This window comes from Mesobacillus boroniphilus (genome assembly GCF_018424685.1).
Taxonomy (GTDB): Bacteria; Bacillota; Bacilli; order Bacillales; family Cytobacillaceae; genus Mesobacillus; species Mesobacillus boroniphilus_A.
Genome location: NZ_QTKX01000004.1, coordinates 57,650 through 65,610 on the forward strand (window position 1 = coordinate 57,650; position 7,961 = coordinate 65,610).

The following is a 7,961-nucleotide window of genomic DNA, read 5'->3' on the forward strand; positions in this document are numbered from 1 at the left end:
TATCCTTAATAGTAAATTAGAGGAAAATCATTTTAGGTATTGGAGGGAGGCAAAGTGCAGGAGTGGAAGCTGTGCATTACCCGGTACCGCGGGGGGGGAAGCGAAAAGGGTAAAAGGAGAACCGCTGCAATCCTTATAAATAGCAAATAGCACATGAATTTACAGCAAAAACCGCCTAAGCTTTGTACGCTATCAGGCGGTTTTCTTCTATAGAGCAATCATGACTCCAGCTAATTCCGGAAAATCAATAAAAGGGTTTCGGTTTCCCTGGAGTTCCTGGATGGCTGCATTCCGATGCTTTTCGTATAGAGTAACAGGATGCTCTTGATGCCATCTAAGCAGAAGCTCAAAGTCCATTAGAGTATCAAGTTTGGTGACATCCTTATATCTTAAAGCAAAATAAAACACGGCTCTCGAAACAATACCTTTACCATACTCAGGTTCAAATTGCCCTGATTCCACCATGCCACAGCCTGTCCTTATTCCAGAAACGGCAAACTCGGGATCATAGGACTCAAAATCGTGATAGGGAAGGTTGCTCCGCATGCTATTGCATCCAGGTTCACAGGCGAACAAGTGGTGGAGATCGCCTCGCATTGGCTCATCGCCATCAAACCAGGATTGGGGCACAACATGTTCGGTATTGAAAAGTATCTCGGAACTGGCTATGAAGCCTCCTTCTTTCAAAGTATTTATGAGCCGCAGATCCTCCTCAATTACCTCCACTGGGTCAAGATTCTGCCCAGAGTAAAGGCTCTTCAACTGAAGGTTTTCCTGCAAATCCACCCATGGATAAACGTACTCATGAGGCGAATACTTCAAATGGGATGTATGAGTTTTGACCAGCAGCGAATGGAGCTCTTCTAATGTTAAAGCAATATCACAGTAATACTCTTGACGTCTCCGAGTGTCCAGCTCTGCATCATAATATGTTTTATTCTCGATATTATGAATATACGCCTCACTAGCAGACAGGATCATATCGCATCCATCACCATCGTTTTGAAGCTCTGGTCGAAGATATCAGCAAGGTGCTCTGGCACAGTCAGATAAACGAGTCCATTGCCTTCCAGCTTTGGCGAGTTACCGAGCGGCACAGTCCGCTTGACCAGTTGCGCATACAATTCGGGTTCTGTCAGCTCTCGCTCAAATTGGGCTTTTGCAAGAGTCTTGATCAATGCCAGGGCACCGGATACGTGCGGAGCAGCCATCGAAGTTCCGCTCAAGGTCGCATATTTTCCATTTAGATAGGTAGAAGTGATGCGCTCACCCGGAGCCACGACATCAATTTCATTATGTGAGTTGGTAAAATCGGATGAACCTCTTTCAAGGTTCACTGCTCCAACACTGATGACTTCGTTATAAGCACCAGGGTAAGCAAATTCATTAGTAGAATCGTCGCCATCACCTTCATTGCCAGCGGCACATACTACAAGGATATTCTTATTAACAGCGGCTTGTATTGCCTCATGCAATTCAGGAACATCAGCTGGCCCTCCCAGCGACATCGAGATAATGTCTACTTCCTGCTCAATGGCATAGAGAATTCCGTTGATAATCCATTCATATTTGCCAGAACCAGCCTTATTCAACACTTTTACAATCAAAAGACCCGCCTCTGGCGCGACACCGATAACGCCTGACTCATTTTCCTGTGCGGCAATCGTGCCTGCGACGTGTGTACCGTGGCCATTATAGTCATTATAAAGATCAGGGTTGCCGCGGTCATCATCTGTAAAATTCCTGCCGCCGATAATTCGGTCCTTTAAATCAGGGTGTGTTGTTTCACAGCCAGTATCCAAAACAGCAACCTTCATTCCATTTCCTTTTGTTTCGTTCCAAAGCTTGGGTGCCTGGATTAGCTCAACGCCTTTTGGCACCTCTTTGATTTCCTCTGCTTCATCAATTACAGTATAAGGAATAACACGAACACCTTGCTCCATTTCTTTCCCTCCTTAGAGATAAAATTGAAGCGAGTTCTAGTTGTAATTATAAGTCTAACAATTCTGACTATTTTTTAACAGTACCGTTAGTAGTGTATTTACTAGAAATGACTATCCATAATTAGGCATTTCATCCTAATGTTAATACCGTGATTTTATTCTGTAAACGTCTGAGAAAACTGGAAAAGGAATCGTCCGTGGATATTGCATTACACCCTTCCGTAGGTTAAACACTACTTCCTAAGGGGTGAGATTACTTTGAACGTCGTTACGACATTTATAGATAAAAGAAAACAAAAACAGGTGAAATATGAGCGATCGATGCTCCGTGAATTATCAATTAACATCCTGCAAACCAGGGTGAAACAATATTTCGGCTCATCAAGGCTGACCTCGAATCTCATCATGAATTCAGGAATCGAAGAAGCTTGCTACGATGTAGCTATAGAAGCATATTTACTGGGTGCCAAGTTCAGCCGTTTTGGATACTTCGGTGAACCAATAGAGGCCGTTAAGCCCCGCTGTGAAAAAGAAGAGCGGCATTTGATTGACACCTTATATAACTTTTTCCTTTTCTGGGGAAAGGGTGAAGAAGGAGTCGGTTCAGAAGAGCTTTATTATTTGTGCGAACAGTATGTTGACAGCTGGTGGAGAGAAGGATTCATGAAGGGTGAAAAGAAATATAAGATGAGACTGCATTAACAGCAATTGTTCTAAACCGCCGACCTGTCCCATATAGTTTATTATCAGGGACTAGCTGGGAAGGATGGTTTAGAACATGCTGAAGAAATTTAAAATAGTTTTATTTGCAGCCGGCCTTGCCGTGCTGTTCCTTATACTGCAGTATGATTTTACCGAGAATGATTCTTGGGAATCATGGAACCTGCCGCTTTCGGGGAAAATCATCTATCTTGACCCAGGACATGGAGGGGTAGACCCGGGGGCAGGGGAAGAAGAACCATTTGAAAAAGATATCGCGCTTAATGTTTCCTTGAAGTTGCGGGATTACCTCCAGCAGCAAGGAGCCCTCGTCATCATGACGCGCGAAAAAGATATAGACCTCGCGGATAAAGGCCTCAAGGGCTACAGTAAGCGAAAGGTCCAGGATTTAAAAAGACGCCTGGATTTGATTAACGAGTCCGAGGCCGATTTTTTTGCAACGATACACTTGAATGCAATCCCATCATCAAAATGGAAGGGAGCGCAGACGTTCTACGCTACAAATTACAAAGAAAACAAACGAGCCGCCAAACTAATCCAGGACGAATTACGACGAAACCTTCAAAATACAGATCGGGATGCAAAGGCGGCGAACAGTATCTATTTATTGAAGCATACCAATAAACCCGGAGTTTTGGTCGAAATAGGGTTTTTATCCAATCCTCAGGAAGCCGCAAACTTGAGAGATGAAGCTTATCAGGAGAAAGTAGCTGCCTCCATTTACGACGGCATGCTCCGATACTTTACAGATGAACAGAAATTTTGGGAAAAATAAAGAAGGGTCCTGGATCCTTCTTTTCTTTATTGTTTAGGAAATTATAAAATTATTTAGTTGTGGATAACTACATGTAGGGTTCTTAATCCAGCTCCAGCGCCTAGCCCCTCGAGTCGCTTCGGTCCACCCAATGAAGTCGAAGAACGACTTCACCGGCCGGCCCTCCAGCGCTTGTCGGGGCTGAACGAGGCGCTTGCGCTTTTTGTTCTGGTGAAAAAATCTTTCAGAAATGTGTGATAGGTTTAACACTTAGGTATTTTATCAATATGTTATACTGTCTTTAGAGATAAAATATTTACAGAGGAAGGTGTCATTATGTTAACTGAAGCTAAGGTGCGTGAAAGTTTAAAGGACCTTAAAGAACCATTTTTACATAAAACACTCGAAGAGATAAATGCAATCGAAGAAATCAAGATTAAAGAAGAGAAGAACCATGTAAGCGTTAAAATTGCCATCGCAAAAACAGGTACTGCAGAACAACTGCAGCTACAAACGGAAATTGTCAATATTTTAAAAAGCGCTGGAGCGGCATCTGTGGGCTTGCGATTCTCTGAACTGCCAGCAGAAGCTCTTTCAAAATTCCAGACAGCGGCTCCTGAAGAAGAGGAAGGCCTGCTATCTCCTAATAGCCAAACAACGTTCATTGCAATCGCGAGCGGAAAAGGTGGGGTAGGGAAATCTACTGTATCCGTGAACCTTGCAGTATCTCTTGCCCGTTTAGGCAAGAAAGTTGGACTTGTTGATGCGGATATCTACGGTTTCAGTGTTCCTGACATGATGGGCATCACGAAACGTCCGGTTGTAAGAGGAGAAAGAATCATCCCAGTTGAAAGACATGGAGTAAAAGTCATCTCTATGGGATTCTTTGTGGAAGATAACGCACCAATCATCTGGCGCGGACCGATGCTCGGCAAAATGCTGAACAGCTTCTTCAATGAAGTAGAGTGGGGAGAGCTGGATTATCTCCTATTGGACTTGCCACCAGGAACAGGGGATGTAGCATTGGATGTACACACCATGCTGCCATCATGTAAAGAAATCATTGTTACTACACCTCATCCAACGGCGGCATTCGTTGCGGCGCGTGCAGGTGCGATGGCGCTTCGAACAGAACATGAAATCCTTGGTGTCATTGAAAACATGTCTTACTTTGAAAGCAAGCTGACTGAGGAAAAAGAATATGTATTTGGACAAGGCGGCGGCGATAAATTGGCGGACGAGCTTAATACCAAGCTGTTAGGCAAACTTCCATTAGGCCAGCCAACCTGGAATGAAGAAGACTTCGCACCATCCATTTATCAGGAAGACGATAAAATTGGCGCTATTTATACGAATATTGCCCAGCAAGTTATCCAAATGCTTGGGAAGTAAGAAAAGCGCAAGCGCCTTGGTCAGCCCTGGAGCTAGACAATTCTCGAAGTAAATTTATACTTTCTTATTCGGTAATAAAACGAGCCTCTCCATAACAGGAGAGGCTCGTTAATTATTTTTAAAATATCCAGCTCGATCGCTTTCGGGGCTGACAAAAGGCCTGTCCTTATTTATTGACCTCCAGAACCGCCGCCTGATTCTTCGCCGCCACCGCCACCAGAACCACCGCCGCCTTCTTCGGAGTCTCCTTCAGACTTTTGGGTTGGCATTTCCTCAGCGGCTTTGACAATCAATGCCTGCAGTTTCGCTTTGAATAATGGGCTTTCAAAAGTTTCGGTCATGACTTTTTGCAAATGTTCCCGGTATTCTTTGCTTTTTAGCAATGTGGTCAATTCTTTTTCAAGTTCCGGGTCTTTCATTACCTCCATCATCATGCCCTTGTATTCTGGGTCCTTCATCAAATCCTTTAACAGCTTTTCATTTTCCTTCTTCATGCTTTTTGCAACGCTCTCAGCGAATTTTGGATCCTCAAAGGATTTTTTCCAAAACTCCATGCCTTTTTCGGAGGTCAGAGTTTTTTCAACTGTATCAATTACGACCGGCTGGTCCATTATTAACTTTTCTTTCATGCCATCGTCACCCATGACTTCCTGAATCGCTTTTTTGCCATCGTCAGTCTTCAGGATGTCGACAACCATTTTCTTTGTTTCCTCATAATCGACTTGCCCCCCTGCTGACTCGGCTGGAGCAGCGCAGCCGGCAGCTAAAAGTAAAAAGGTTGCAGGGAGTATAAATTTCATGATCTTTTTCATCTTCCATTCCCCTTTCACATAGACAGCCCTAATTTTAGGATGAGTAAAATGACAAATTGTTATACACGAATAACGACACCTAGATTTTTCAAACCCGCATTGGTACAATCAAATGGTGAAGTTTAATTTTCTTTTGGGGGAAAAAATCGTGACAAGCCGTAATTGGGTACATTTATTTCTCACCACCCTGGTTGTTGGAGCGGTGACAACTGCTGTGGTTGGTTTTATTGTCCGCTGGGATGAATTCCAGCAACTATTAAGTGATTTTAACATTCTTGAATTCCTTTCAATTTTAGTATGGCTAATGGGTGTGGGTCTTATATTTAGTATTCTTAGCCAAATGGGTTTCTTTGCGTATTTAACCGTTCACCGTTTTGGTCTTGGAATTTTCAAATCTCTATGGAATGCCGTACAAATCCTGTTGATCGCCTTTGTATTGTTTGACCTCGTTTATTTGCGCTATAACGCATTTGCGGAAAGCGGAGAGAGCCTCATGTCATATATAGGCCTTGCGGTAATAGTCCTGGTCACTGGACTCATTGTGTCTTTTCTGAAGGTAAAGCAAACCAATAAAGAAGCTTTTATCCCAGCTTTATTTTTCATGATTGTCGTAACGGTGATTGAATGGGTGCCGGTTTTAAGGGTTAACGAACATAGCTGGCTTTATCTCATGCTATTTCCATTATTAGCATGCAATGCCTATCAGCTGTTAGTTTTGCAAAGGCTTAACCAAAAATCACTAGAAGAGCGAAAAGCCCTTGAAGAAAAGGTTAAAGCAAAAACAAACAAAAAAGCACAAAAAAAACCGTCCAACGCATAGTTGGACGGTTATTTTATTTCTGCAGATTTAGAGTCACCATTAGCGACCATTTCTGAAACCGTGACCATCTTCAAATTTTTCGACCTGATATCTTTTAAAACCAGAGGCAGTGCTTCAGCTGTTTGTTTAGCTGAGTCAGAAGCATGCATTAACAGAATATCTCCCTTTTTTGCCTTTGCAGCATTTTCGGCAATTACCTCAGTACCAGGATTCGTCCAATCTTTTGTATCAAGACTCCAGTGGACGACTGTATACCCGAGTCGCTCGGCAATTTTTAAGGTGCGTTGATCAAAATGGCCAGTAGGGGCGCGCAGCAACTCAATATTCTTAACATTGAGTTTTTTAAATGCTTCCTGGGCCTTTAGGATATCGCGTCTGATTTTATCTTCCTCAAGATCGGTATAATCCTTATACTCATAGCCCAGCATGCCAATTTCATAGCCCTCTTTCACCATCCGGTTTACCAAGTCGGGATGCCTTTCTGCCCACGATCCTGACAAGAAGAAGGTGACAGCTCCTGCTTTCTCTTTCTTAAGAACGTTAAGAATCGGTTCCGCTTTTTCATCGCCCCAGCCAATATTGAAGGTCAGTGCTAAATCCTTTTCTCCTTTATAGATGGCTTTAGGGCCATCCTTTGCTGAAAAAGCAGGAATCTGGACCATGTTTTCCATGTAAAAGAACCAAGCTGTAAAAAAGGCTGCAATTACGATGACAAAAGCTGTTTTAATTGATTTCGCATTCATTACATAAAAGAAATTCATTTTCTCACCACCTCGTCCAATGCACTCCTTGTCTCATTTTTATTCCGCAAATCCAAAAGATATGATAATAAAAAAACAGATTATAAAAATCCCGAAAAAAGATAACACTACAACCACTATGTGAAAAATGAACAGGAGTGGATGTATGCTTGGTGTTCTGATCAATGAAAAAGAACTGAAAGAGCTAGAATACTTAATCAAAAGGGAAATGGATGAAATCCTATTCGATCTGAAGGATGATCGTATTGATCATGTAGTAAAAAGATCAATGAAGGAAAGATATCAAATATTGTTTTCGCTTTTTAAAAGAGTAGCATCGCCAAAAGAATGCCTTAAGTATATGCCGGCTAAGAAAAGCATGTATAAAGGTTAATAAACAATAAGAAAACTTTTTTCGTAATTTTTGTTGACGGAAATAAATTATCCTGTTATATTAATAAACGTCGCTGCTGAGCCACCGGTTATACGGTGAATAAGCGGTAAAAATAATAAAAAATGTGGTTGACATTAATTCGGTCACATGTTATATTATGAAGGTCGCTTCTGAGCGGCAAGACAATAATTGTTCTTTGAAAACTAAACAAACAAGCGTCAACAAACAATAAATTATCATGACTTCTATTATAGAAGAACATGAGCCAACGTTTTAACTTTATGAGCTAACTCATAACTCTTTCTTGGAGAGTTTGATCCTGGCTCAGGACGAACGCTGGCGGCGTGCCTAATACATGCAAGTCGAGCGGATCTTCATTAGCTTGC

Annotated in this window: 9 protein-coding genes and 1 rRNA gene; 6 read left to right on the forward strand and 4 right to left on the reverse strand. The window is 42.3% G+C overall.

Going from position 1 to position 7,961, the window contains the following annotated elements; all coding sequences use genetic code 11:
• Positions 1–207: 207 nt before the first annotated feature.
• On the reverse strand, positions 208–981 hold the full coding sequence (locus tag DYI25_RS21150; RefSeq protein ID WP_213372654.1) for an endonuclease I family protein: 774 nt from the start codon (positions 979–981) through the stop codon (positions 208–210).
• Complete coding sequence (locus DYI25_RS21155; RefSeq protein ID WP_213372656.1) at positions 978–1,943, reverse strand: S8 family peptidase; 966 nt, start codon at positions 1,941–1,943, stop codon at positions 978–980. Before DYI25_RS21155 ends, DYI25_RS21150 begins: the two co-directional genes overlap by 4 nt.
• A 258-nt stretch (positions 1,944–2,201) precedes the next feature.
• On the opposite strand from DYI25_RS21155, the gene DYI25_RS21160 reads away from it, so the two are divergent.
• From DYI25_RS21160 to DYI25_RS21170, 3 genes are all read left to right on the forward strand, one after another.
• Positions 2,202–2,645, forward strand: a complete 444-nt coding sequence (locus DYI25_RS21160) for a YbaK family protein (RefSeq protein ID WP_213372658.1) — start codon at positions 2,202–2,204, stop codon at positions 2,643–2,645.
• A gap of 76 nt (positions 2,646–2,721) precedes the next feature.
• The gene (cwlD, locus tag DYI25_RS21165) at positions 2,722–3,438 is read left to right on the forward strand and encodes an N-acetylmuramoyl-L-alanine amidase CwlD (RefSeq protein ID WP_213372660.1); all 717 of its coding nucleotides are present in this window, start codon (positions 2,722–2,724) and stop codon (positions 3,436–3,438) included.
• Between the two features lie 315 nt (positions 3,439–3,753).
• Positions 3,754–4,809, forward strand: a complete 1,056-nt coding sequence (locus DYI25_RS21170; protein WP_249745611.1) for an Mrp/NBP35 family ATP-binding protein — start codon at positions 3,754–3,756, stop codon at positions 4,807–4,809.
• Positions 4,810–4,979: 170 nt separating this feature from the next.
• On the opposite strand, the gene gerD is transcribed toward DYI25_RS21170, so the two are convergent.
• A complete protein-coding gene (gene gerD, locus DYI25_RS21175) occupies positions 4,980–5,621 on the reverse strand; it encodes a spore germination lipoprotein GerD (RefSeq protein WP_213372662.1) in 642 nt (213 codons plus the stop codon).
• Between the two features lie 148 nt (positions 5,622–5,769).
• Between gerD and DYI25_RS21180 the strand changes: the two genes are divergently transcribed.
• A complete protein-coding gene (locus DYI25_RS21180) occupies positions 5,770–6,441 on the forward strand; it encodes a KinB-signaling pathway activation protein (RefSeq protein WP_213372664.1) in 672 nt (223 codons plus the stop codon).
• An 8-nt stretch (positions 6,442–6,449) separates the two neighbouring features.
• Here DYI25_RS21180 and pdaB read toward each other — a convergent pair whose 3' ends face one another.
• Positions 6,450–7,202 (reverse strand): polysaccharide deacetylase family sporulation protein PdaB, encoded by a 753-nt coding sequence (pdaB, locus tag DYI25_RS21185; protein ID WP_213372666.1) that lies wholly within the window; start codon positions 7,200–7,202, stop codon positions 6,450–6,452.
• Between the two features lie 145 nt (positions 7,203–7,347).
• Here pdaB and DYI25_RS21190 point away from each other — a divergent pair, with 145 nt between their 5' ends.
• Both DYI25_RS21190 and DYI25_RS21195 read left to right on the forward strand, forming a co-directional pair.
• The gene (locus DYI25_RS21190) at positions 7,348–7,575 is read left to right on the forward strand and encodes a hypothetical protein (protein WP_102264883.1); all 228 of its coding nucleotides are present in this window, start codon (positions 7,348–7,350) and stop codon (positions 7,573–7,575) included.
• A 301-nt stretch (positions 7,576–7,876) separates the two neighbouring features.
• Positions 7,877–7,961, forward strand: a 16S ribosomal RNA gene (locus DYI25_RS21195); the annotation flags it as partial.

Bases quoted from the DNA above. Each gene is read 5' to 3' on its own strand.
- DYI25_RS21150 (WP_213372654.1), bottom strand. From the start codon at position 981: ATGATCCTGTCTGCTAGTGAGGCGTATATTCATAATATCGAGAATAAA.
- DYI25_RS21155 (WP_213372656.1), bottom strand. From the start codon at position 1,943: ATGGAGCAAGGTGTTCGTGTTATTCCTTATACTGTAATTGATGAAGCA.
- cwlD (WP_213372660.1), top strand. From the start codon at position 2,722: ATGCTGAAGAAATTTAAAATAGTTTTATTTGCAGCCGGCCTTGCCGTG.
- DYI25_RS21170 (WP_249745611.1), top strand. From the start codon at position 3,754: ATGTTAACTGAAGCTAAGGTGCGTGAAAGTTTAAAGGACCTTAAAGAA.
- gerD (WP_213372662.1), bottom strand. From the start codon at position 5,621: ATGAAAAAGATCATGAAATTTATACTCCCTGCAACCTTTTTACTTTTA.
- pdaB (WP_213372666.1), bottom strand. From the start codon at position 7,202: ATGAATTTCTTTTATGTAATGAATGCGAAATCAATTAAAACAGCTTTT.
- DYI25_RS21190 (WP_102264883.1), top strand. From the start codon at position 7,348: ATGCTTGGTGTTCTGATCAATGAAAAAGAACTGAAAGAGCTAGAATAC.